Genomic DNA, 21,769 nt, shown 5'->3' on the forward strand with positions numbered 1-21,769 from the left:
CTTCTCGGCGATGCAGGCCCGGATGCGCGCGTCGGGGTCCGTGGCGAGCCGTCGGCTCACCTCCGGGGGCAGGTCGGAGCGCTCGGCGAGGGGCCAGCGCAGGAGCTCCGACGGGTCGTCGGCGAAGGGGATCGCGGCCTCGATGGGGGTGGCGGGGTTGCTCAGGGCCCCGTGCCGTACGGCGTGCACGGCGGTCTCGTGCGTGCCGTCACAGACCTCGTACGACAGCACCTCGCAGCCGGTCTCCTCGACGCTGCAGACCGAGCACCGCTGTACGGGAGGCAGTCCCTTGTCGTCGAGGAGTGCCGCCAGTACGGCCGGTGGCATTGCCTCGTTCCAGGCCGCATACCTGCGGACCTCGGCGTTCGGATGCCCCGCGAGCCTCGTGGCCAGCGCCCGATCCGTCGTCCACAGGGCGAGTTCCCCCACCACCCGCCCATCCGGACCGGCGACGAGCGTCTCGACGACATCGGGCGGCAGGCCCACACACTGGGCCAGCCGCTGCCGACGCCGGGAATCCGGGTCCGCCACGAGGACCCGGCCCCACGCCGGATCGCCGCGCCCCTCGCCGAGCAGCGCGAGAGCGGTGTCCGGATCGGCTGCAGGATCGACGTCGGCGACGGTCAGTCGGCCCTCGCGCACGAGTCGTGGGCCGCTCTCCGGGACGCGTGCGTACAGCGCGAGCGCCTGCGCGTGGGTGAGGTCGGGGCGTTCGGTGAGGTCATTGGTGAAGTCGGCGTCGGTGTCGGCGACCGCGAGTTCGATCAGACGGTCGACGAGTTCGGGCGGAAGGGAGGCGTTGGCGGCAAGCCCGCTCAGGACATCGGCATGCTTCACAGGGGCATTGTGACCGCAACAGGCCCTGGCTTTCAGGCATTTATTGTCCCGTCGAATCGAAGCAGTGTGGCCTCAGACATCGGCCTCAGACATCGGGCTCGGACTCGCGCAGAAACCCGCCCGTCCGGGAACCGACCCCGTCCTCCGCCGCCGCCCGCGCGACCTGCGCCGGCGTCCCCTCGGCCACCACCCGCCCTCCCCCGGCGCCGCCCATCGGCCCGAGGTCGATGATCCAGTCGGAGGCGCGCATGACGTCGAGGTTGTGCTCGATCGTGACGACCGAGTGGCCCGCGTCCACGAGGCGTTGGAGTACGTCGAGCAGGCGGGCGGTGTCGGCGGCGTGCAGGCCGGTGGTCGGCTCGTCGAGGAGGTAGAGGGTGCGGCCGGTCGCACGGCGCCCCAACTCCTTTGCCAGCTTGAGGCGTTGGGCCTCGCCGCCGGAGATGGTGGTGGCGGGCTGGCCCAGCGGGAGATAGCCGAGGCCCACGTCCGAGAGCCGTTGCAGCCGGGCCGCGATCTGCCGTACGCCCCGGAAGACGGTCAGCGCCTCGTCCACCGTCGCGGCCAGCACCTCCGCGATGTCGTACCCGTCGTAGCGCACCGCGAGGACCTCGCTCCGGAACCGGCGGCCCCGGCAGCCCGGACAGACGCACTCGACTGTGCCTGCCATCTCCACCTCGCCGCCCCCGACATCTGAGCAGACGCCAGACACAGAACTGCCTCCGACGTCAACCCCCGAAGGACTTACGGAGCCGACCACTAAGTCCGGGCGGGACAGCTCGGTCGCCGTGGACCGGCCGAAGGCGTCCGTCATGTACTCGCGCAGGATGCCGTAACCGCCGTCGTCGACGATGAGCCAGGTCACGTTCAGGTCGTGCTGCCTGGCGGTGGCCAGTTCGGCGATGGAGTACAGCGCGCCGCCGTCGCCGGAGACCGCGAGGACCGGCTGGGTGGGGTCGGCGACCGCGCCGCCGATCGCCGCCGGGAAGGCGTAGCCGAGGCCGCCCGCGCCCTGCGCGGAGTGCATGGTGTTAGGGCGGCGGGAGTCGAAGGCGGACCAGGCCCAGTAGGCGAGGATCGTCATGTCCGGATCTGTCAAACGAGCGGCTCTGTCACGTAATCGGTGGTAGCGAAGGGTGACGGTCGTCGTTGCCATGTGTGCGCGATGTCAATGGGCTTGTGGGTGTGGTGTTTTCGGGCTTGTCGGCCCTCGTCGTCGAGGGCGTGACGGACGAGGGTGAGGTCATCCGGGTGTCGGCGCGGACCCGCGACGACCCGGTGCCGTGCCCGCTGTGCGGGCAGCCGACGGGGCGGGTGCATGGCTTCCACAGACGGGTGGTCGCGGACGTGCCGGTGGACGGACGGCGGGTGGTGGCGTCGGTGCGCATCCGGCGCCTGGTCTGCCCGGTACTCGGCTGCCCGCGGCAGACGTTCCGCGAGCAGGTTCCCGGCGTCGTGGAGCGCTACCAGCGTCGCACCAACCGCCTGGCCGACCAACTCGGCTTGTGGTGCAGGAGTTAGCGGGCCGGGCGGGCGCCCGCCTCTCCTGCGTGCTGGCTTGTGCGATCTCCCGCTCGACCGCCCTGCGCATGCTCATGCGCAGGGCGGTACAGCCGCTGCGCGTCCCGCGCGTGCTCGGCATTGATGACTTCGCCCTCAAGCGCCGGCACCGCTACGCCACCGTGATCATCGACGCCGAGACCGGCGAGCGGATCGACGTCCTGCCGGACCGCACCACCCAGACCCTGGTCGCGTGGCTGCGCGAGCATCCCGGGTCCGCATACGTCTGCCGCGACGGCTCCGGCTCCTATGGCGAGGCGATCCGCCAGGCCCTCCCCGAGGCGGTGCAGGTCAGCGACAGGTGGCACTTGTGGAGCAACCTGTGCGGCAAGGTCCTGTCCGAAGTCCGCTCCCACACCGCCTGCTGGGCGACCGCTGTGAACCCCGCCCGGCCCGGGGGCCTACACGAGCAGACCACCCGCGAGCGCTGGCAGCGGGTCCACAAACTGCTCGGCCAAGGCGTCGGCCTGCTCGAATGCGCCCGCCGACTCGATGTCGCCCTGAACACCGTCAAGCGCTACGCCCGCATGAAGGAACCCACCGGCGACCGCCGCGCACCCCGCTACAGGCCCACGCTCGTCGACCCCTACCGCGACGACCTGCACATCCGCCGCTCGGACGACCCGGCAGTCCCCGTCCTCCAACTCTTCCGGGAGATCAAGGAGCTGGGATACACCGGCAGCCTCAACCTGGTCTACCGCTACATCACCCAGGGCCGCGCTGAGGGCGACAAGCCGGTCACCACCCCGCAGCGCTTCGCCCGCCTCCTGCTCACCCGCCCCGAGAACCTGCGCGACAAGGACACCGCACTGCTGCGGGAACTCACCAGAGCCTGCCCCGAGATGACCGAACTCACCCGGCTCACCGGCGAGTTCGCTCAGCTACTGACCCCAGCGGAAGGCAACGACGCCAAGCTCACCGACTGGATCACCACAGTCCGCGCCGCCGACCTGCCCCACCCGCGCTCCTTCGCGAACGGCCTCGAACTCGACCGCGCCGCCGTCGACGCCGGACTCACCCTCCCGCACCACAACGGCCGCACCGAAGGCGTCAACACGCGGACCAAGCGGATCATGAGGCAGATGCACGGCCGAGCCGGGTTCCCCCTGCTCCGCCACCGCATCCTCCTCCAGTGATCACCACGCAGCGCTACCACCGATTACGTGACAGAGCCGCTCGTTTGACAGACCCCATCGTGTTGACCGCCCCCGGCAGGCAGTGCTGGAGTCGGCACGTGGACAGCATCCCCGCCAACCGGCGCCTCTGGAACAAGATCAGCAGCGCCTACCAGCACGAGCACGACCCGCAGATCGGCGCCACACCCCGCCTGTGGGGCATGTACTCCATCCCCGACGCGCACCTGCACGCCCTGGGCGACGTCACCGGCAAGCGCGTCCTCGAACTCGGCTGCGGCGCCGGCCAGTGGTCCAGGGTGCTCGCCGCCGAGGGCGCCACCGTGGTCGGACTCGACCTGTCCGAAGCCCAACTCGCCGCAGCGGCTCGCGCGATGGGAGCGGCACGCTACCCGCCAGTGCAAGGCGCCGCCGAACAACTCCCCTTCGCCGCCGACAGCTTCGACCTGGTGTTCTGCGACTTCGGTGGGCTCAGCTGGGCGCCTCCGCACCTGGCCGTCCCGCAGGCCGCACGCGTCTTGGGCCGAGGCGGGCGCCTGGTGTTCAACGTCGCCAGCCCATGGTTCGAAGCCTGCTACGACGAAGCCGCCGGCCGCGTGACCACGACGCTGCAGAAGGACTACTTCGGGCTGAACACCATCGCCGAAGACGACGGCGCGACCAGCTATCAGCTCACCTACGGCGACTGGGTCAGGGTTCTGCGCGGCGCAGGTCTCATCATCGACGACCTCATCGAGCCGCGGCCCGAACTCGGAACAGCCAACGGCTACAACGAAACCGACCCACCCGACTGGGCACACCGTTGGCCGGCGGAACTGCTCTGGGTAGCCCACAAACCGTGAGTTCCGCCGCGCCGAGACGCGAAGGCATCCCCTCGTACGTCCAGAGCCATCGCGGCGCGGGCGTGATGGGCGCGCATGCGCTGCTCGGTGTCCGGGTCAGGGGGAGGCGAGTACACCAGTGATCTCCCGTAACTGGACTGCGGTCAGGGAGGGTTGAGCAATGGCGTCAGCCGCCTGCCTCCAGTGTGGCGCACCCGAGGCGGCCAGAAGGACGTCCGCGGCTCCTGGGCATGACGCGACCGCCAGGATGCACGCCTGTGCGGGGGCCAGGCCCGGCCGGATGAGGTCGGCGAGCTCCTGATCGACCATGCCGGGGAGCTCGCCGCCATGCAGCGGCGCTCAGGCGGCGTGCCTTGCTCGCTCGGCCGGGACGTGTGAGGGCTGATGCCGTCGTCGACGATTTCCGTAGAGCTTCAGTACAACGATGCTGGTGGGGACTATGAGGATCATCAGCGCGCCGCAGCCGACGAGGATGGCGGGGGCACTGGTCCGGTCGAGGAGGAAGCCTCCGAGCGCCGCTCCAAGGGGGGAGGCTGTCAGGAGTACAGCACTGCGTGCAGCCAGAACCGTGGTGAGCAAGTCGGCAGGTGCGCGGTCCTGGACCAGGGTGAAGGAGAGGGCGGAGTAGGGGCCGTAGACGAGTCCGGCGAAAGCAAAGCCGATCAGGGAAGGCAGAGCGGTGTGCGTGATGGCGAAGGGGAGCATGCCGACGCCGTGACCTGCGATGATGCCGAGCATGGCTGGCCACAGGGGAAGGCGTCTTGCCGCGCCCAGCGCGAGAGCGCCGATGACGGCTCCTATCCCGAAGGCGGCCCAGTAGGCACCGAGCAGCCCCGCGCCGGCATCGAGGTCGGCGGAGACGAACAAGGGGAGGGCGACTTCGACGGGGCCAAAGGCAAGGTTGAACACCCAGGTCACGACGAGCAGGCCGAGGAGTTCCGGCTGGCGCCGCAGAATACTCAGCCCCTGCCGTGTACCGCCGGCCACCGGCCCTGATTCCGGCGAACAGGGCAGGGTGATGCGGGCGGCCTGGAAGGCGAGCACGGCGAACGTGGCAGCGTCCAAGCCGATGATCCATACCGGGGACACCACTCCCACGAGCAGGCCCGCGAGAACTGGGCCCGCGATCGTCGCGCTCCACAGACTGGTGCTGAGCACACTGTTGGCCGCCAGACGCTGGTCGTCGCAGAGCAGAGGAGCGAACAGGGCATGCTTGCCGGCTTTGCCCCAGGCGTGAAGCAGCGAGGAGGCACCCAGGAGCCCGACGTACACGGCCGGTGTGAGCACTTCCGCCACGTGCGCGACCGGGACCGCCCCCAGCAGCACGGCCCGTAGCGCGGAGTCGGTGACCAGGAGCCGCTGCGCGGGAAGCAGCCGCATCCATCGACCCAGAACAAGTGCGCCCAGGGCGCCGGGCAGGACGTAGGCGGCGACAGCCACGCCAGCCAGCGCGCCTTGGCCGCCGTCGGGCCCCAGGGCGAACGCGAGCCACGCGACAGCGACCACGGTCATGCCGTCGCCCAGGTCGGACAACGCGAAGACCGGCATCAGCCGACGAAAGGTGCGGTCGGCGAACAGGGAGCGGTAGGGGCCGGGCATCAGGCGTCCCGGTGCTGCTGAGACCATGCAGGTCACAGTCGTCCTTCAAGCACGCTTGAAGTCAAGGCCGAAACGGGAAAGGGGGGCGGCATGCGATATCTGCCCATCAGTGAGATCGCGAACAAAGCCCGCGTGCGCGCTTCAGCACTGCGCTACTGGGAGGAGCGCGGTCTGCTGCCCGGCGCGCGTCGCGAAGGCGGACGCCGAGTGTGGCCCGCGACCACCATCCGCCGGGTCGCCCTGATCAAGATGGCACAGCGAGCCGGGTTCACCCTCGCTGAAATCACGCAACTACTGGCCGGCGACACCACACCCTCCGCTACCCGCCAGTGGCGGGACATGGCCACGCGCAAGTTGCCCGAACTCGACCAGCACATCGCACAAACCCAGGCCCTGCGCAAGGCAGTAGCGGACTGCCTGGAGTGCGGCTGCATGAACTTCGATCAGTGCGTACTACTCGGCACCACGGACGCGGCACCCTGACCGCAGACGCTCACGACGGTGGGCTTCGTTGATCTCCAGGAACGACGATCGACCGCTACGGCCGCGTCGGCCTTCTCGGCATCGACGAACTCGGCTGTGCGCCACGAGGCGCTGATGGATCTCGCGTGATGAGAGGCCCGCCGCCGGTCTTCGCAGGGACCGGTTGAAGCTGGAGGCAGGCTGAACCCCGGGTTGGAGGTGAGGCCGGCGCTATATCCGATGGCCTCGCCTCTCCCGTCGCCTTTGTCCCATGGGTTTCGGGACAGTGCTCCGGCGTCGTTGGCGGGCGTCCGTTTCGTGATCACTTGAGATGAAGAGAGGGCGCGCGGGCGGTTCCTGCTCACGTCCGTTCCGCCTCGGAGCCCTTGGCCCCCGCACCGTCGGGTGGAGCGAGCCGACTGCGCTGGGAGATGATCCCGTGCGTGGCTGAAGAGGCAGGTACAGATGCGGACGACGCTTGTGCATGGGCTGAGCGACTGGGTTGGGCGTTCGGACTTATAGCGGAGGATCCGGCTGCGAGAGGTGAAGCGCTCGTCCGTCTGGGGGAGGCTCAGAGGAAGGTCACGGACGCGCTCGCCCGGTCCAACGAGATGTGGCTGCTGACGCGGCCCCTGGGAGCGGACGAGCAGTACCGGGAGCCGGCCTTTGTGCAGGCGCGCCGGAGGCATCAGCAAGCCCAGAGGTGTTCGCTGCCTGATGGGGTGTGGGGTGGTCCTGTGGGCGGGGATCTGGCGACGTGGCCGGGGCTGCCCTATGTGTTGCTCTTCCTGGAGTGGGAGGCGAGGTACCCGCGGGAGTGGACGCAGCATGCGAAGGCGTGGGGTACGAAGCAGAGTCTGATCCGGAAGGTGGCGCGTGCTCGCCAGGAGGAGGCGATCAAGGCGAAGCTCACCGACCTGGTCGAGATCGTCGTCCACCGTGCGTATCGCTGCAAGGATCGCGAGTACGTGCGAGTTGCCCGGGCTGTCGACAGTGCTGACCTACGGGGCAGGCTCGGTAGGGCAGCCGATTCGGACAGTCCGTGGGCCCGGTGTCATGCAGGGTATGTGCTCTGGCTCCTTGACCGCTCTGACCTGCCGAACACCCGTCATGTCTGGCAGACCTGGGTTGCAGGCGAGGCTGCGGCGTTGATGTGACCTGGGGACGATGCCGGGAAGATCTCGTGATCATGGAGTGCTCTACGCCCTCGTGACCTGCTTGGAAAACCGTGCCTGCCGACGCATCATCCCTGATGCCGCCTGCCCTTGACCGGCTCCGCGAGCAGTCCGACGTCGGACCCCGGGAGGTGACCGGCCTGCTGGAGCGGCTGGCTCAGGTGCCGGATCCACGCGATCCGCGCGGCGTGCGCAATGCCCTGGCCGTCGTGCTCACGCTGACTGCGTGCGCGGTGCTGACCGGCGCGACCTCGCTGCTGGCGGTCGGCGAGTGGATCGCGGACGCGCCGCCGCACGTGCTGGAGCGACTCGGCGTGAGCCCCGATCCAGTACTGCCCCGGAGGCTGGTGCCCTCGGAGGCGACGGTCCGCCGGCTGCTCGCCCGCATCGACGGTGATGCCGTGGACCGGGCGGTGGGCGGATGGCTCGCCGACCGCCGGCCCCAAAACACCGGGCCGCGCGGACTGTCCGTGGACGGCAAGTCCCTGCGCGGCGCGGCGAAGGCTGGGCGAAGGATCCACCTGCTCGCCGCAGTGGAGCACACCACCGGGCTGGTCCTGGCCCAGCTCGACGTCGGCGAGAAGACCGGTGAGGTCACCCGATTCCAGCCGCTACTCGACACCGTCGCCGACCTGGCCGGCAACCGTGGCCACCAGCGACGCCCTCCATACGCAACGCGAGCACGCCGCCTACCTCCTGGGCCGCGGGGCCCATTACATCGCGACCGTCAAGGGCAACCAGAAGAAGCTGCGCAAGCAACTGAAGTGCCTTCCCTGGAAGGACATCCCGTTCCAGGGCCGCACCCGGGGCACCGGCCACGGCCGCGCGGAGATCCGCCGGATCAAGGTCGCCACCGTGAACAGCTTGCTCTTCCCCGGCGCCCGCCAGGCCGTCCAGATCAGCGCCGCCGCACCGACCGCGAGACCGGCAAGACCGGCAAGACCACCGTCGCGACCGTCTACGCGGTCTCCAGCCTGACCGCCGAGCAGGCCACCCCCGTCCAACTCGCGAGACTGATGCGCGACCACTGGAAGATCGAGGCCCTGCACCACGTCCGCGACACCACCTCCGCCGAGGACGCCTCCCAGTTGCGGACCGGCAACGCACCCCGCGCGATGGCGACCTGACGCAACCTCGCCGTCGGCGCCCTCCGGCTGAGCACCGTCAAGAACATCGCCGCCGGCCTCCGCCGCAACAGACGCGACGCCCGCCGACCCTCGCACTCCTCGGCCTTACATGATCATAAAACGGACGCCCGCCGACTACGCCGAAGCCCTGGGTTTCGGGAGGCCCGGACCAAGACTGCGATGTGCGGTCCGTGGCGATGCTGCCGGGGTATAGCTGGGCACCGACGCCGTCACAGAAATCCTCAGTGAACGTGGGAAGCGATCCGGCATCGCCCTTCCCGTCCGGCAGCCGGCCGGGCGGCGGGCAGGCGCGACGCCCGCTGGTGACGCCAGATCGTGGCGGAGTCACCGTAGTACTCGGAGGCCGGGAAAGCCGGTCACATGGGGAAGGGCGACAGCGTGATAGCAGCAGGACTGCTGTCGAGGAGGAACATTGTTGTCCGGGCGAAGCCCTTGGTGCGGCGGCCGCATAGGCCGAGGAGCGATCAAGCCGGAGGTTTCACCCAGGGAGCCAGACGTTCCCCGACTGCGAGGTTCTCGCGCCAGTACCGGAAGACCGTTCCCTGAACGATGTCGAGCTGCCCGGCCGCGACCAGGCCGGAAGCGAGACTCGGCCCGCCCGCATCGGCCTCGAAGGCAATCAGCACGGGAGGTGCCTCGCCGACCTGCCGGGCAATGAGCCGGACCTCGTCAGGCGTCGGCGCACGGAACACAGGATCCTGGAAGGCGGCCGGGCACGTGACAAAGACAGGGTCGCTGAACACCAGCTCCAAGCCGTGGGCATACGAGATGTCGTGCCCGGCGCCCAGACGCAACCGTCCGGGGTCCCAGGCGACAATGTCCCAGTCCCACCATGACCCTTCGGGAAGCTCGATCACGGCTCGCTGGCCGCCCTGAACCGCGCCGTCAATCGGGAATCACCAATCCAAGCTCACGCAGCCGCGGTAGGCAGACCTCCAGGCACGCCTCCAGAGAGGCGGCGTCCGTGCGAACCAGGAGATCATCCCGAAGCGGAGAGCCGCTCGCAACAAAGGTCCAAGGCTTCGTCGCATCGCGTATGCGCTCGGCGTCGACCTTGAACAACACCGTCACACCCTGCTCTGCCAACGACTCCATGACCCGCGCCACGTCCATCGCATCCCCTCCCCACCCCCTGCCTGAATTCGAACGGCCAGAAGGCTACACCGGCCGCTCAGGACCCCGGCGAGCTGAGGAACCCGCCAAGGCCGGCTGACACCTGCCGCTGCCCGACTCGCCGCCCTGACGGGCGGCAGGCCGGTCCGCATTCGCGGGCAGGGCTGGGCCTGACGCGAGATTCGATCGGCTCAGTCCTGGCTGTCGTCATCGAGCGGACGCAGGCGGCGCCGGGCCTCCTCCAGCCGCACGTCATAGTCGGGGAAGAACAGCGCGGGCAGCATCTTGTCCAACTGACCGGCGATCCGATGGATCGGTGCCCATGCCGCCGGATCGTCGACCGTGTTGCTGAGATCGGTCATCTGCAATCGTTCCAACCAGTCCGACAGGACCGTCGCTTCGTCGCGGGTGAGTCTGATCGCGATCTCTGGCTCTTCCACCTCTACCCCACCCCTTCGAACAGGCGACTCAACGTTCGACGACACAAACCTACCGATCGCCAGCTCTGCGAGATCGACCAGCCTTCATCGGGGCCGGACACGTGCCGTCATCGCTCGTCGACATTCCCGAGCCGGTTGATCGCCAAGTGCGCCTCCGCAACCCATCGACAAACGCTGTTCCTAGAGGTGAACGAAGCCAGCACGGGTTCGCTGGAAGAAGGGGTCATGGCAGCGATGGGGGCACCGGCAGCGGATGATCAGGCGGATCCCGGCCGGCCCGCGGAGCGGGTATGTGCGGCGCTGATGTGTCCTCAGACGCCCGCTTCCACCAGGTCGTCGGTACGGAAGGTGCGGCGGTAGGAGGCGGGTGAGACACCGAAGGCGGTGCGCATGTGGGCGCGCAGGGAGTTGGCGGAGCCGAAGCCACAGCGGTGGGCGACCAGGTCGATGGACAGGTCGGTGGTCTCCAGCAACTGCTTGGCCAGTTCCAGGCGTTGCGCGGTGAGCCACTGCACGGGGGTCATGCCGACCTCGTCGCGGAAGCGGCGGGTGAAGGAGCGCAGGCTCATCCGGGCGTGTTCGGCCAGGCGGTTCAGGGAGAGGGGTTCGCCGAGGTGTTCCAGGGCCCAGGCGCGGGTGGCCGTGGTGGTGGCGACGGTGGGTTCGGGCACCGGGCGGTCGATGTACTGGGCTTGGCCGCCGTCTCGCCAGGGCGGGACGACGCACATGCGGGCGGCGCGGTTGGCGGCGGCGGCGCCGTGGTCGCGGCGGATCATGTGCAGGCACAGGTCGACGCCGGCGGCGACGCCCGCGGAGGTCAGGACGTCGCCGTCGTCGACGAAGAGGACCTCCTCGTCGACCTTGACGCGGGGGTAGGCGCGGCGGAACTCGGGGGCGAGGTTCCAGTGGGTGGTGGCGGGCCGGCCGTCGAGGAGGCCCGCGGCGGCCAGGACGTAGGAGCCGGTGCAGATGGACACCAGGCGGGTGCCGGGCCGGATGCCGGCGATGGCCGCGGTGACCTCGGGCGGCAGGGGGCCGCCGCGGCCCAGCTCGGGCATGGCGTGCGTGGGCGGGACGATCACGGTGTCCGCGGCGGCCAGGGCCTCGGGACCGGCCGCGGGCTGCACGGTGAATCCGGCGTCGCTGAGGACCGGGGCGCCGTCGGCGGTGCAGACGGTGACCTCGTACAGCGGGCGTGAGCCGGCGTCCAGGACGCTGCCGAAGACGCGGGAGGGGATGCCGAGTTCGAAGGGCGGGACGCGGGGCAGGGCGAGGACGGCGATGCGGTGCCGCCCGGCCGCGTCGGCGCTCGGGGCGGGGCGGGGGTCGGTGCACGGCCACTGCATCTCACTCATGGCCAGATCCTGTCACATAGTGGCCGGACGGCCAACACCATGGTGGGGGCGGGTGCCGGATCGTGGACTGCGTCGCGCCGGGAAGGGCCCGGGCGGCCGGTATCCGATCAAGACGGACAAGAGTGAGGCGGACAGCATGCGTGCGGTGGTCGTGGAGCAGTGGGGCGGACCGGAGGTGCTCGTGGAGCGTGAGGTCACCCGGCCCGAGCCGGGACTGAACGAGGTCCTGGTGCGGGTCCACGCGGCCGGTGTGAACCCGGTGGACTTCAAGACCCGGGCCAGCGGGGCCCTGATCGAGTGGGGCGAGGTCCCGGCGGTCGGCTGGGACGTCTCCGGCACCGTGGAGGCCGTCGGACCGGGCGTGGGGATGTTCCGCCCCGGGGACGAGGTGTACGGCATGCCGCTGTTCCCGCGGCAGGCCGGCGCCTACGCCGAGTACGTCGTCGCCCCGGCCCGCCACCTCGCGCCCAAGCCGGCGAACCTCACCCACGTGCAGGCGGCGGCGCTGCCGCTGGCCGCGCTGACCGCCTGGCAGGCCCTGGTGGACACCGCCGGGGTGCGCGCCGGTGAGAGGGTGCTGGTGCACGCGGCGGCCGGCGGGGTCGGCCACCTGGCCGTGCAGATCGCCAAGGCCCGCGGCGCGTACGTCATCGGCACGGCCAGCGCCGGCAAGCACGACCTGCTGCGGCAACTGGGCGCGGACGAGGTGATCGACTACCGCACGGTCCGCTTCGAGGACGCCGTCGGGGACGTGGACGTGGTGCTGGACGGGCTCGGCGGCCAGAACGCCGAGCGGTCCCTGACGGTGCTGCGCCCGGGCGGCCGGCTGATCACCCTGCCCGGCCCCGACGACGTCCCCGCCGACGTCCCCGGCCACGTGCGGGCGGTGTGGATGCTGGTCGAGCCCGACCACCTGGGTCTGCGCGAGATCGCCGCCCTGGCCGAGCGGGGCGCGCTCACGCCCGTGGTCGAGACCGTCGTCCCGCTGGCCGAGGCCGCGAAGGCGCACGAGATCGGCGAGCAGGGCCGCACCACCGGGAAGATCGTCCTGAGCGTCGCCTGACGCCGGCCGCCCCGGCCGGGTCGGCTGCGGGCAGGTGAAGCGGGACTGGAGCCCCGGGACCGACCGGTCCCGGGGCTCCGGGCGCGGCCGAACGGGACGGGGCCGACCTGCGGGCACGGCCGGACAAGACGGAACTGCGGCTCGGGGCTTCGGAGGGGGCGGGGCTGCGGCTCGCGGGGGTGCTTCGGTGACGGCCGGGGCGGCGGCTCGCACGGGGGCTGAGGCAGGGCTGCGGCTCGCGCCGGAGGGGTGTCTTCGGTGATGGCCGGGGCCTGCTGCTGCCGGCGGGTGCTCGCGGCCGGTATGTGGCACCGGGGAGGGCGCGTTGCGGGCCCAGGACGTCCTCGGTACCGAGGACGGCGGCCTCGTCGGCCGCCCGTCAGCGGCGCCCGCCCGCCGGACCGCCTCGACCCGCGACGCGGCCACGCTGCTCCCCCGCTCCTCCACCGCGGTCCGCCCTGCCTGCCGGTAGCCCGCCGGAACCGGAATTGTGGACAGAGTTTGCGGCTGTCCGTTGTCCGCACTGCCGGACTGCCGGACTGCCGGACTGGATGTTCTTGCCGAGTTGCGCGGCGCGGATCGCGGCGGCGTACCCGCTCGAGCCGGCACCGAGGACGATGACGTCGTAGTGCGCGCTCATGACGTGCCCTTTTCCAAGGTGTTCGATGGTTGGCTCGTGGAGCGAGTGGTCAATGCCTCGCGGTGGTGGGGCGTCAGGGTGGTGTGGATCTGGTCGCGGATGTCGGCGAGGACGGCTTCGTCGCTGCGGTGCAGGTACAGGGTGGCGGTGGTGCCGATGTGGATGATCGCGGTGATCACCCGCGCCAGGGTCGCCGCGTCGGCGGGATCGATGTGCTCGTTGTGGGTGAGCAGGCCGGTGATGCCGTCCTCGAGGCTGCCGGCAAGGGCCAGACCCGCTTGCCGGTAGGGCTCGGCCGGGTCGCCGAAGACGAGTTCGTGCAGGTATGTGCGGCCGTTCTCGGTGTGCTCCCTCAGGCACTCCACCACGGGACGGACGAGAGCGATGACCGGCTCCAGTAAGCCCTGTCCGACGGCGGCGTTGGCGGCGGCGAGTCCGGAATCGATGGCGGCGGCGAACTTCTCGTTCTGCACCATGATCAGCAACTCGGCCTTGGTGGACGCGTACAGGTAAAGAGTGCCGATCGCGACGTCGGCCCGGTGGGCGATCCGCTGTGTCGTGACCCCGCTGACGCCGTGTTCGGCGAACAGTTCGCGGGCTGCGGTCATGATGCGCTCGCGCTTGTCCTGTCTGGCCCGCTCGCGGCGCCCGATCGGCATGTGGCCGCGTCCCATGGGACCTCCCTTGACAATAATTCTGAGTAGACTCATAGTTGAGTGTACTCGGGTTGAGGGAGTGAGGCGAGACCCCGGAAATCACGCCGAATTGGTTGATCTGGCCTCAAACCTCGATAAGCAGGATGAAGACAAGGAGAGGCGTCCCATGCGAGCGTTCGTCGTCACCAAGTACAAGGAGCCGCTGCAGGAGGCGGACGTCCCCGAACCCACCGTGGGGGAGCACGACGTGCTCGTCCGGGTGGAGGCCGCCGGGCTGAACCCGCTGGATGAGAAGATCCGCGCCGGTGAGTTCAAGCAGATCCTGCCCTACAAGCTGCCGCTGATCCTGGGCAACGACGTCGCGGGCACCGTCATCGGCGTCGGGACAGCGGTTCGCGGCTTCAAGCCCGGAGACGAGGTCTACGCCCGGCCCCACCAGGACCGCATCGGCACGTTCGCCGAGCGCATCGCCGTAGCGGAGGGCGACCTGGCGCTCAAGCCCGCCTCGATCAGCATGGAAGAGGCCGGCTCGCTGCCGCTGGCGGCGCTCACGGCGTGGCAGGCGCTGGTGGAGCGCGGGAAGGTGCGGCCCGGGCAGAAGGTCCTCATCCACGCCGGCGCCGGCGGGGTCGGTTCGATCGCGATCCAGCTCGCCGCGCACCTCGGTGCGAGCGTCGCCACGACCGCCAGTGGTTCCAACGCGGACTTCGTGCGCGCGCTCGGTGCGGACACGGTGATCGATTACCGCACCCAGGACTTCGAGCAGCTCCTGACCGGCTACGACGTGGTACTGGACAGCATCGGTGGGGAGACCCTCGAGAAGTCCCTGCGGGTCCTCAAGCCCGGCGGCAAGGCCATCGGGATCACCGGTCCCCCGGACCCCGCGTTCGCCCGCGAGGCCGGCCTGAACCCGCTGATGCGCCTGGCGGTCGCAGGCCTGAGCGGCAAGATCCGCAGGCAGGCCAAGAAGCTCGGCGTGACGTACGAGTTCCTGTTCATGCGCGCCAGCGGCGACCAGCTCCGCCAGATAACCACCCTCATCGACCAGGGCGTGGTGCGCCCGGTCGTGGGAAAGGTGGTGGGCTTCGACCAGACCCCGCAGGCACTGCAGTCCCTGTCCCAGGGCGGCATCCGCGGCAAGGCCGTCATCGGCCGCAGCTGACCCGCCGCAACCGCGACGGGCGACACAGAACGCACAGCGACACAGAACGCACGAGGAGAAGTCATGAGCAGCACCGACATCCCGAACGAAACCGTCATCACCTCCTACGCGAAGGCCCCGGCCCGCACCGTCCGCGCAGGCGGCGTCACCTACGCCTACCGCGAGTTGGGACCGAAGGGCGGTATCCCCGTCGTCTTCTTCGTCCACCTCGCCGCGACCCTGGACAACTGGGACCCCCGCATCGTCGACCCCGTCGCGAAGGGCCGTCACGTCATCGCCTTCGACAACCGCGGTGTCGGGGCGTCCACCGGTCAGGTGCCGGACAGTGTCGAGGCGATGGCCGACGACGCCTACACCTTCATCAAGGCACTCGGGTACGACAAGATCGACGTCTTCTCCTTCTCCCTCGGCGGCATGGTCGCCCAGGCCCTGGTGGTGAAGCACCCCGAGCTCGTCCGCAAGCTGGTCCTCACCGGCACCGGGCCCAAGGGCGGCAAGGACATCGACAAGGTCGCCAGAATCACCTACTGGGACATCCTGCGCGCCACCTTGACCCGCTCGGACCCCAAGGAGTTCCTGTTCTTCAACCGCAACGCCACCGGCAAGGCCGCCGGGCGCGCGTTCGTCAACCGGCTCAAGGAGCGCACCGTCGACCGCGACGCGGAGATCAAGACCAAGGCGTTCCAGACGCAGCTGAAGGCGATCAAGAAGTGGGGGCGCTCCGCCCCCGACGACCTGTCGTCGATCACGCAGCCCACCCTGATCGCCAACGGCGACAACGACCGCATGGTGCCGTCGGTCCTGTCGGAGGACCTGCACCGGCGCATCAAGGGCAGCGAGCTGATCATCTACCCCGACTCCGGGCACGGCGGCGTCTTCCAGTACCACCAGGAGTTCGCCCCCGTAGCGGTCGAGTTCCTGGCTCGATGACCACCAGCTGACCTGGAAAAAGGGCAACACCATGAGCACGTCACCGGCCGCCGCGCCCCTGGCAGTGAAGAAGCCTCTCACCTCCTCGATCCTGCTGTGGGTGCGCACCGACCAGCCCCGCCAGACCGGCATGGACCACTGGAAGGGCCCGCACTCAGGGATCATCTCCGCCACCCCGGGCCTGGAGGAGTACCGGCAGATCCACCTCGCCGAGCACAACACGGGCCTGTGGCCGGCCGTCCACGGGGTCCAGACCGCGATCCCCGCCGACCGGAAGATCGACGGCGTCGCGGAAGTCACCTTCCAATCGACGCTTGCACCCCTGAAAGGGCGCAAGCAGACGAAGCTGGCATACGCCGACGAGATCAACGTGTTCCGCCGCACCCTGCTCTACGCCGGCCCGCCGAACTCATCCCGCTGGTACGACGTCGCAGGCCCCGGACAGACGGTCGGTGCCCATGCGCTGATCTACCTTCGCCGCAGAGACGGGGTCGGCGCCGGCGCCTTCCGGAAGTTCGTGAACGAGCAGCTCGCACCCGCGCTCGCCGGCACCGGAGTGCTGAAGGAACTGCGCACGCAGACGTTCCTGCCCTGGATCGAAAAGCTCTGGGACACCCCGGACGTCGCCCACGACAACCCCCACGACCAGCACTTCCACGCCTCGGTCAGCCTCGGGTTCACCGACACCGCGGCACGGGACGCCTTCTTCAGCGGCAACGCGATCGAGGACCTGTCCGACCGGCTGGCACCGCAAGTCTCCGCGATCCACGCCTACGACGTCACCGCCACCCTCACCTACGTCCAGAACGGCGACATCCTCCCGCGCTATCAGGAGTGAGCAGCGCGCAGACAGGAAGCGGGACCACCGAATCTGCTCAGCAATCCATCCGCCCCGGCTTCCTGGCCCTCCTCGCGCCTCCGTCGCCATCTGATACCCACCACGCATCCGGAGCCAGCCATGAGCGAGCAGCAGAGCACCATCCACTACGAGCGCACCTCACCGCAGATCGCGAAGATCACCTTCGCCAACCCGCCCGTCAACCTCATCGTCGGCGAGACGGTCCTGCGCCTCATCGAGATCGTCACCGAACTGGCCACCGACCCGGACATCCAGGTCGTGCTGTTCGACAGCGCCACCCCCGACTTCTTCTACAACCACTTCGACCTGGCCGCCGCCGCCGACTTCCCCGCCCCCGAAGACCCGGACGCGGTGCCGGCATGGACGAATCTGGTCCTGGAACTCTCCAAAGCGCCCTACATCACCATCGGGGCCATCCGCGGACGCACCCGCGGCGGCGGGAACGAGCTCGCCCTCGCCCTCGATCTGCGCTACGCCAGCCGGGAGAAAGCGATCTTCGGACAGCCCGAGGTCGGCAGCGGACTGCTGCCCGGCGGTGGCGGCACCGAACGCCTCCCCCGGGCCATCGGACGCGACCGCGCCCTGGAAGCCATCCTCACCAGCGACGACTACGACGCCGACACCGCCGAACGCTGGGGCTGGGTCACCCGCGCCCTCCCCGACAGCGAACTCGACGCCTTCGTGGGCACCGTCGCCGCCCGGCTCGCCTCCTTCGACCGCACCTCACTCGCCTCGGCCAAAGCCCAGATCAACCGGGCATCCCTGCCCCCGGACGCGGACCTGGTCGCCGCGTACGGCGAGTTCACCCACTCCCTCACCCTCCCCGGTTTCCTCACCCGGGCCGCAGCCACGCAGGCCGTCGTCGAACACGCCGGCATCGACTTCGAGTACCGTCTCGGGCACTACATCGGCATCGCCAACCAGCAACGCTGACACCCATCAGGAAGCGAGCACGGACGCAGCCGATGCCGCGTCCGTCCTCTTGTGCCGCGGGGCCCACCTGATTTCCGACGTCTTCGACACCGTGGTCGACCGGCGCACCATCATCGCGGGTGAATTCGAACGCGTCGGCGCCCTCTCCAGGCCACGGGCCCATTGGCCAGGACTCACCACCCGGTGGCGCAGTCTGTACCCGCCGACACCGCTGCGAGTGGCGGCGGGGGGAAGTACCCCGGCGGTCGCTGGACGAACTGCACCGGATGATGCGCGGACGAGTGCGTGCCGAGTATGGCCTGACCAAGCTTCACCGACACCGACCGGGCCGAACTCGCGGTGCCTGGCACCGCCTGAGCCCGTGGCCCGACAGCCGCGATGGTCTGCCGCCACGGCGGTGGGGTGCCCCGCTGCTGATCGGGCTGCTGCCGGATCGACCGTCGATGTCGTCCACGGCTCGACGGCCGCGACGGTGTACGCCTTCTCGACACCGGTCGGCCCACCGTTCGAACGCCATGGATCACGGGGCCCGACGTGAAGAGATCACGTCGGGCCCGAAGAACAAGCTCAGGCGTCCGTGCTGTGCAGGTCCGGGTAAAGCGCCTCGACCGGGCCGCTCAGAGCCGCCTTGACCCCCTTGGTCAACTCGTCGGCCAGGACCTCGTATTCTCCGGCCTCGACGGCGTCGTAGACCGTCGTCACCAGTTGCGTCGGCAGCATCTTGGGTCCGTCGGCGTGCGCGGCCATACCGATGTCGACGTAGCCCATGTGCACACCCGTCACGTGGACGCCCATGGGTGCGAACTCGATGCGCAGCGAGTTGGTGGCCGACCACAGTGCGGCCTTGGACGCGCTGTAGGCGCCGCCGAAGGCATACCAGCTGGCAACGGAGTGCACGTCGACGAGGATCGACCCCTGCTTGGCGGCGAGGACCGGTGCGAAGGCGCGGGCGAGGAAGACTGGTCCGAAGAAGTTCGTCTCCATGTTCGCCCGGATGTCACGCCTCGGTGACGTCCTGCTGGCTCGCGCTCGGCGGGACAGCGCCCGCATTGTTGACGAGCACGGTGACATCCGCCGCGGCGGCGACGGCCGCGGCGATCGACGCACGGTCGGTGACGTCAAGGGTCAGGGGGACGATGCGGTCATCGTCCCAGGCGCGGGGGGAGCGGGCGGTGGCGTAGACCTTGACGGCGCCGCGAGCCAGGGCTTCGTGGACGAAGTGGGTGCCGATACCGCCATTGGCGCCGGTGACGAGGACGGCTGCTCCATCGAGGGAGGGCATGGGTTCCTTCTTCCAAGGGGGATGCGAGGTTCGTGGCTGCGCACGGGTGGAGCAAGGACACGCCACCCCCGCGATGGGAGAATGAGCAGAGCCACAGTCGAGCTCACACGGTACTGAGTACAATCAAATCTGATTACAGTCAGAATCTACGTCTGGAGGACACCGTCATGCCTGTCGGACGGCGCGAGCGGAACAAGCAGGAGAAACTCGACCGCATCGTCGCTGCCGCCAGTGAGCTGTTCGCCGAGCACGGCGTCGATGAGGTCACGACCCAGCAGATCGCCGACCAGGCCGACATCGGCACCGGGACCCTGTTCCTTTATGCCAAGACCAAGGGCGAACTCCTCCTCCTTGTCCAGAACGCCAAGTACGTCGAAGCACTTGAGCAGGGCCGGGCGGACGCCGAGACCGTCCCAGGCGTGCTGGACGCGGTGCTGGCGATCGTCCGGCCGATCGTCGAGTGCAACCGCACCCAGATCGACAACGGACGCACCTACCTGCGCGAGATGGTCTTCGGCGACCCCGAGGAGCCCCGACACGGCGCAGCACTCGCCATCGTCGCGCAGACCGAGGAGGCCGTCGCCGCCGTTCTGCGCCGAGACGAGCGGGTCGCAGAGGGCGACGCCGCGACACTGGCACACATCGTGTCCGCCGTGATGTTCCTCAGCATGGCGGCGAGCGTGAACATCGCCTTGAGCGTCGAGGAGATCGTGCAGGACATCCACAGGCAGGTCGCCGTCCTGCTGCCTCGCTGAAGCGCGGCCCCAGCCTCAGGCCCAGGCAACCATCCGGATAGTCCTCGGCTGCGGCATGGCCCGAATCCCCAAATGGCAAGTCATCCGGCCGTTGCCGCCCATCATGAACGCCAGTCGGTCTTCCCGCAGCCGCGGATCCAGAGGGACGAACACCTCTCCGAGCACGTTCGCGGCGATCATGGACTCGACGAACTCGGGTTCGTTGTGGAGCAGGAAGCCGAAGCCTTCCGAGCGGGAGACGCCCAGCGCCGAGAAGACGTCGGCGAGCCGCAGGGCGTGGGCCCAGAGGTCGCCGTACATGCGTACCTGGGTGCGACCCTCGTGCTCAAAAGTCAGGACGTCGAGGTCGGTGTCGGTGTCGGTGTCGGCACGGTCGCGCACGAGGTGCGCGAGCGAGAGGGGCTGGTTCACGATCTCTCCTTCTGTCGGCACGGCAGGGCGTTGATCCGCTGCGGAAGCGGGGAGTTCACGTCGCGGCGACGGGAGGTACGGGAACCCTAGGAGTGCCTGCGACCGGGGGCACTGGTGCCGCGACACGAGAAACCACGGCCGGAGGGCCGTGGTTTCGTTCGCGGAACACGAGAAGGCGCATGACGCCTGTGCGAGGTCATGGCCCGGTCGGTCGGGACTGGTGAGGACCTGGTGTGACTCAGGGCTTGAGGATCAGGCGTAGCGGGTTGCCCTCCTTCGTGTGCAGACGCTCCACGGCGACGCTCGCCTTCTCCAGCGGCAGTACGTCGGTGATGGACCGGGAGAAGTCGAGCCGTCCGCCGCCCACGAGTTCCACGAGCTGCGGTACGGCGTCGAGCTTGGTGCCGAAGTGCCCGCGGATCTCGTGCTTCAGGTAGCTGAACATGGTGCTGTCGTTCACGACGAGCGGCCGGCCGGACAGTCCGGCCAGGATCAGGCGGCCTTCTGGCGCCAGGACGGTCAGAGCTTGCTCGTGGACGGGGGTGACGCCGGCGAAGTCGAACGCCGCGTTCAGAGCTCGTCCCTTGGTGACGGACAGCACCTGCTCCCTGAACGTCGGGTCGCCGGAGTCGAGGGCAAGGTCCGCACCGAGGTCCAGCGCCCGCCCTCGCGCGGCGGCAACCGGGTCGACCGCGATGATCGGGAAAGCACCGACGGCCCGCAGCAACTGCACGGCGTGGGCTCCCAGACCGCCCACGCCCCAGACACCGGCCGCCTCGCCGGGCCGGACGGCGGCGGTACGTACGATGGCGTCCCACGGGGTCGACACGGCGTCGGGGATGATCGCCGCCTGCTCGAACGGAAGGGAGTCGGGCAGGGGGAACACGGACTCGACGCTCGCCAGGGTGTATTCGGCCCATCCGCCGTCGAAATCCACTCCGCGGGTATGCATCTGACCGCCCCTGATGACGCCCGCCTGGAGGACCACCCGCTGGCCGAGGGTGAACTGAGTGACGTCGTCACCGAGTTCGACGATCGTGCCGGAGACCTCGTGGCCGACGGTGACGGTGTCCCCCTGAAGGTGCGGAGGGCGGCCGAGGGTGCCGTCGATGAGATGGACGTCGGACATGCACACACCGGCCGCCGCAACCTCGATGAGCACGTGGCCGGGGCCGGCTGTCGGCCGGGGTACCTCCTCGATCGTCAGCGTGTGGGTGGGCAGGTGCAGGCGCGCGGCTCGCATGAGGGTCATGGATGTGTCACTCCTCTGAAGGGCTTCCTCGCCGTCCGATCGGATGACGGGAGACGGGAGGGGGGCCGGATTGTGCGCAGGTGGCCCAGCCGTCGTGCGGGGCACCGATGACCGCGCAGTCCCGCACGCGAGCTGGAACGAGGCGCCGTCGATGGCGCCGAA

The 21,769-nt window shown here is 69.5% G+C and carries 20 protein-coding genes and 4 pseudogenes; 12 read left to right on the forward strand and 12 right to left on the reverse strand.

Translation table 11 applies throughout. The annotated features are described in order from the left end of the window. A pseudogene (locus ACFU5F_RS39195) lies at window positions 1-837 on the reverse strand (hypothetical protein); the annotation flags it as partial. 757 nt (window positions 838-1,594) lie between these two features. Continuing rightward, window positions 1,595-1,924 (reverse strand): annotated as a pseudogene (locus ACFU5F_RS39200) (thiamine pyrophosphate-dependent enzyme); the annotation flags it as partial. 101 nt (window positions 1,925-2,025) lie between these two features. Between ACFU5F_RS39200 and ACFU5F_RS39205 the strand changes: the two are divergent. Then, a pseudogene (locus ACFU5F_RS39205) lies at window positions 2,026-3,533 on the forward strand (ISL3 family transposase). A 98-nt stretch (window positions 3,534-3,631) separates the two neighbouring features. Beyond that, window positions 3,632-4,372 (forward strand): class I SAM-dependent methyltransferase, encoded by a 741-nt coding sequence (locus ACFU5F_RS39210; RefSeq protein ID WP_383898054.1) that lies wholly within the window; start codon window positions 3,632-3,634, stop codon window positions 4,370-4,372. Window positions 4,373-4,711: 339 nt separating this feature from the next. Here the strand turns inward: ACFU5F_RS39210 and ACFU5F_RS39215 are convergent, their stop codons facing one another. Further along, window positions 4,712-5,971: an MFS transporter gene (locus ACFU5F_RS39215; RefSeq protein ID WP_383898055.1), complete on the reverse strand. Its 1,260-nt coding sequence runs from the start codon at window positions 5,969-5,971 to the stop codon at window positions 4,712-4,714. Between the two features lie 90 nt (window positions 5,972-6,061). On the opposite strand from ACFU5F_RS39215, the gene ACFU5F_RS39220 reads away from it, so the two are divergent. The 3 genes and pseudogenes from ACFU5F_RS39220 to ACFU5F_RS39230 form a co-directional block, all read left to right on the forward strand. Next, window positions 6,062-6,454 carry a MerR family transcriptional regulator gene (locus ACFU5F_RS39220; protein WP_383898057.1) on the forward strand — a complete coding sequence of 131 codons (393 nt, stop codon included), beginning with the start codon at window positions 6,062-6,064 and terminating at the stop codon, window positions 6,452-6,454. 422 nt (window positions 6,455-6,876) lie between these two features. After that, complete coding sequence (locus ACFU5F_RS39225) at window positions 6,877-7,590, forward strand: hypothetical protein (protein ID WP_383898059.1); 714 nt, start codon at window positions 6,877-6,879, stop codon at window positions 7,588-7,590. A 95-nt stretch (window positions 7,591-7,685) separates the two neighbouring features. After that, window positions 7,686-8,654 (forward strand): annotated as a pseudogene (locus ACFU5F_RS39230) (transposase family protein); the annotation flags it as partial. Window positions 8,655-9,220: 566 nt separating this feature from the next. Here the strand turns inward: ACFU5F_RS39230 and ACFU5F_RS39235 are convergent. The 4 genes from ACFU5F_RS39235 to ACFU5F_RS39250 all read right to left on the reverse strand — a co-directional run bounded on the left by ACFU5F_RS39235 (window position 9,221) and on the right by ACFU5F_RS39250 (window position 11,655). Further along, window positions 9,221-9,613, reverse strand: coding sequence for a hypothetical protein (locus tag ACFU5F_RS39235; RefSeq protein ID WP_383898060.1), 393 nt, complete (start codon window positions 9,611-9,613; stop codon window positions 9,221-9,223). A gap of 28 nt (window positions 9,614-9,641) precedes the next feature. Further along, window positions 9,642-9,869: a hypothetical protein gene (locus tag ACFU5F_RS39240; RefSeq protein WP_383898062.1), complete on the reverse strand. Its 228-nt coding sequence runs from the start codon at window positions 9,867-9,869 to the stop codon at window positions 9,642-9,644. A 191-nt stretch (window positions 9,870-10,060) separates the two neighbouring features. After that, entirely contained in the window at window positions 10,061-10,309 is a 249-nt protein-coding gene (locus ACFU5F_RS39245) for a hypothetical protein (RefSeq protein WP_383898063.1), read from the reverse strand. A 311-nt stretch (window positions 10,310-10,620) separates the two neighbouring features. After that, on the reverse strand, window positions 10,621-11,655 hold the full coding sequence (locus ACFU5F_RS39250) for a GlxA family transcriptional regulator (RefSeq protein WP_383898083.1): 1,035 nt from the start codon (window positions 11,653-11,655) through the stop codon (window positions 10,621-10,623). A gap of 145 nt (window positions 11,656-11,800) precedes the next feature. On the opposite strand from ACFU5F_RS39250, the gene ACFU5F_RS39255 reads away from it, so the two are divergent. Then, window positions 11,801-12,727, forward strand: a complete 927-nt coding sequence (locus ACFU5F_RS39255; RefSeq protein WP_383898085.1) for an NADP-dependent oxidoreductase — start codon at window positions 11,801-11,803, stop codon at window positions 12,725-12,727. A 325-nt stretch (window positions 12,728-13,052) separates the two neighbouring features. Continuing rightward, window positions 13,053-13,199 (forward strand): hypothetical protein, encoded by a 147-nt coding sequence (locus tag ACFU5F_RS39260; RefSeq protein ID WP_383898065.1) that lies wholly within the window; start codon window positions 13,053-13,055, stop codon window positions 13,197-13,199. Window positions 13,200-13,363: 164 nt separating this feature from the next. Here the strand turns inward: ACFU5F_RS39260 and ACFU5F_RS39265 are convergent, their stop codons facing one another. Next, window positions 13,364-14,041 carry a TetR/AcrR family transcriptional regulator gene (locus ACFU5F_RS39265; protein WP_383898067.1) on the reverse strand — a complete coding sequence of 226 codons (678 nt, stop codon included), beginning with the start codon at window positions 14,039-14,041 and terminating at the stop codon, window positions 13,364-13,366. A gap of 148 nt (window positions 14,042-14,189) precedes the next feature. Between ACFU5F_RS39265 and ACFU5F_RS39270 the strand changes: the two genes are divergently transcribed. The 4 genes from ACFU5F_RS39270 (at window position 14,190) to ACFU5F_RS39285 (ending at window position 17,907) form a co-directional block, all read left to right on the forward strand. Further along, window positions 14,190-15,185 carry an NADP-dependent oxidoreductase gene (locus tag ACFU5F_RS39270; protein WP_383898068.1) on the forward strand — a complete coding sequence of 332 codons (996 nt, stop codon included), beginning with the start codon at window positions 14,190-14,192 and terminating at the stop codon, window positions 15,183-15,185. A 63-nt stretch (window positions 15,186-15,248) separates the two neighbouring features. Continuing rightward, on the forward strand, window positions 15,249-16,115 hold the full coding sequence (locus ACFU5F_RS39275) for an alpha/beta fold hydrolase (RefSeq protein WP_383898070.1): 867 nt from the start codon (window positions 15,249-15,251) through the stop codon (window positions 16,113-16,115). 31 nt (window positions 16,116-16,146) lie between these two features. Continuing rightward, window positions 16,147-16,953 (forward strand): strictosidine synthase, encoded by an 807-nt coding sequence (locus ACFU5F_RS39280; RefSeq protein ID WP_383898071.1) that lies wholly within the window; start codon window positions 16,147-16,149, stop codon window positions 16,951-16,953. A 120-nt stretch (window positions 16,954-17,073) separates the two neighbouring features. Then, on the forward strand, window positions 17,074-17,907 hold the full coding sequence (locus ACFU5F_RS39285; protein ID WP_383898072.1) for an enoyl-CoA hydratase/isomerase family protein: 834 nt from the start codon (window positions 17,074-17,076) through the stop codon (window positions 17,905-17,907). A gap of 567 nt (window positions 17,908-18,474) precedes the next feature. Here the strand turns inward: ACFU5F_RS39285 and ACFU5F_RS39290 are convergent. Together ACFU5F_RS39290 and ACFU5F_RS39295 are read right to left on the reverse strand one after the other, a co-directional pair. Continuing rightward, a complete protein-coding gene (locus ACFU5F_RS39290) occupies window positions 18,475-18,891 on the reverse strand; it encodes an SDR family NAD(P)-dependent oxidoreductase (RefSeq protein WP_383898074.1) in 417 nt (138 codons plus the stop codon). A gap of 13 nt (window positions 18,892-18,904) precedes the next feature. After that, window positions 18,905-19,189, reverse strand: coding sequence for an SDR family NAD(P)-dependent oxidoreductase (locus ACFU5F_RS39295; RefSeq protein WP_383898076.1), 285 nt, complete (start codon window positions 19,187-19,189; stop codon window positions 18,905-18,907). A 167-nt stretch (window positions 19,190-19,356) separates the two neighbouring features. On the opposite strand from ACFU5F_RS39295, the gene ACFU5F_RS39300 reads away from it, so the two are divergent. Continuing rightward, window positions 19,357-19,944 carry a TetR/AcrR family transcriptional regulator gene (locus tag ACFU5F_RS39300; RefSeq protein ID WP_383898078.1) on the forward strand — a complete coding sequence of 196 codons (588 nt, stop codon included), beginning with the start codon at window positions 19,357-19,359 and terminating at the stop codon, window positions 19,942-19,944. A 15-nt stretch (window positions 19,945-19,959) separates the two neighbouring features. Here ACFU5F_RS39300 and ACFU5F_RS39305 read toward each other — a convergent pair whose 3' ends face one another. Together ACFU5F_RS39305 and ACFU5F_RS39310 are read right to left on the reverse strand one after the other, a co-directional pair. Next, window positions 19,960-20,355, reverse strand: coding sequence for an AMP-binding protein (locus tag ACFU5F_RS39305; protein ID WP_383898079.1), 396 nt, complete (start codon window positions 20,353-20,355; stop codon window positions 19,960-19,962). Window positions 20,356-20,593: 238 nt separating this feature from the next. After that, complete coding sequence (locus tag ACFU5F_RS39310) at window positions 20,594-21,607, reverse strand: zinc-binding dehydrogenase (RefSeq protein ID WP_383898081.1); 1,014 nt, start codon at window positions 21,605-21,607, stop codon at window positions 20,594-20,596. Window positions 21,608-21,769 lie beyond the last annotated feature (162 nt).

Origin of the sequence: Streptomyces sp. NPDC057438 (assembly GCF_042802995.1) — a bacterium.
Lineage (GTDB): Bacteria > Actinomycetota > Actinomycetes > Streptomycetales > Streptomycetaceae > Streptomyces.